Source organism: Streptomyces thermovulgaris (assembly GCF_002155915.1).
Taxonomy (GTDB): Bacteria; Actinomycetota; Actinomycetes; order Streptomycetales; family Streptomycetaceae; genus Streptomyces; species Streptomyces thermovulgaris.
In genome coordinates this window covers 1-1,828 of sequence record NZ_MUME01000397.1, presented here as the reverse complement: position 1 = coordinate 1,828, position 1,828 = coordinate 1, and the positions used below count along the sequence as shown (strand labels likewise).

Genomic DNA, 1,828 nt, shown 5'->3' with positions numbered 1-1,828 from the left:
TTGATGTCGCAGATGGGGGCGCCGGAGGTGAGGGCGGTGCCGACCTGGGCGGTGAGGTTGGTGACGGTGCCGGACTTGTGGGCGTTGAGGGGCTGTTCCATCTTCATCGCTTCCAGCACGACGATCAGGTCGCCCTCGTTGACCTGCTGGCCTTCTTCGACGGCGACTTTGACGATGGTGCCCTGCATGGGGGAGGTGAGGGTGTCGCCGGTGGTGGCCGGTCCGGTCTTGCGGCGGGCGCGGCGTTTGGGGCGGGCGCCGGCGGCCAGGCCGGTGCGGGCCAGGGACATGCCCAGCGAGGCGGGCAGGGAGACCTCCAGGCGTTTGCCGCCGACCTCGACGACGACGGTCTCCCGCCCGGGCTCCTCGTCCGGTTCGGCCGGGTCGGCGGGCGCGGTAAAGGGCGGCAGGTCGTTGGTGAACTCGGTTTCGATCCAGCGGGTGTGGACGGTGAAGGGGCCGGTTCGGCCGTTGAGTTCGGGGGCGAAGGCGGGGTCGGTGACGACCTTGCGGTGGAAGGGCAGGACGGTGGCCATGCCCTCGATGCGGAATTCGTGCAGGGCGCGGGCGGCGCGCTGCAGGGCCTCGGTGCGGGTGCGGCCGGTGACGATGAGCTTGGCCAGCAGCGAGTCCCAGGCCGGGCCGATGACGCTGCCGCTTTCCACGCCGGTGTCCAGGCGGATGCCGGGGCCCGAGGGCGGGGCGAAACGGGTGACGGTGCCGGGGGCGGGCAGGAAGTTGCGGCCGGGGTCCTCGCCGTTGATGCGGAACTCGATGGAGTGCCCGCGCAGCGGCGGGTCGTCGTAGCCGAGGGGTTCGCCGTCGGCGATGCGGAACATCTCGCGGACCAGGTCGATGCCGGCGACTTCCTCGGTGACGGGGTGCTCGACCTGCAGGCGGGTGTTGACCTCCAGGAAGGACAGGGTGCCGTCGGCGCCGACGAGGAATTCCACGGTGCCGGCGCCGATGTAGCCGGCTTCCTTCAAGATGGCCTTGGAGGCGCGGTACAGCTCGGCGGTCTGCTCCTCGGTCAGGAAGGGAGCGGGGGCTTCCTCGACGAGTTTTTGGTGGCGGCGCTGCAGGGAGCAGTCGCGGGTGGAGACGACCACGACGTTGCCGTGGGCGTCGGCCAGGCACTGGGTCTCCACGTGCCGGGGCCGGTCCAGGTAGCGCTCGACGAAGCACTCGCCGCGGCCGAAGGCGGCGGTGGCCTCGCGCACGGCGGAGTCGTACAGTTCGGGGATCTCCTCCAGGGTGCGGGCGACCTTCAGGCCGCGGCCGCCGCCGCCGAAGGCGGCCTTGATGGCGATGGGCAGCCCGTGCTGCTGGGCGAAGGCGATGACCTCGTCGACGCCGCTGACGGGGTCGGGGGTGCCGGCCACCAGGGGAGCGCCGGCGCGCTGGGCGATGTGCCGGGCGGCGACCTTGTCGCCCAGGGCGCGGATCGCGGCCGGCGGCGGGCCGATCCAGATCAGTCCCGCGTCCAGCACCGCCTGGGCGAAGTCGGCGTTCTCCGACAAAAACCCATAGCCGGGGTGGACGGCGTCCGCCCCGGAGTCCTTGGCCGCCTTCAGCACCTTGTCCACGTCCAGGTAGCTGGTGGCCGGGGTGTCACCGCCCAGAGCGAACGCCTCATCCGCGGCACGGACATGCAGCGCGTCCCGGTCCGGATCGGCGTAGACGGCCACACTCGCAATCCCGGCATCCCGGCACGCCCGGGCCACGCGGACAGCGATTTCGCCACGATTGGCGATGAGCACCTTGCGCACGATTGAGGCTCCCTCCTTGAAACAAGCCGAGTTTAGGGACAGCCGACACGGCACTTCGA

Annotated in this window: 1 protein-coding gene; it reads right to left on the bottom strand. The window is 71.2% G+C overall.

Annotated elements, in window-relative coordinates:
• The coding region (locus CCN35_RS25070) for an acetyl/propionyl/methylcrotonyl-CoA carboxylase subunit alpha (RefSeq protein WP_086794431.1) at positions 1–1,769 on the bottom strand (1,769 nt) is incomplete at its 3' end.
• Positions 1,770–1,828 lie beyond the last annotated feature (59 nt).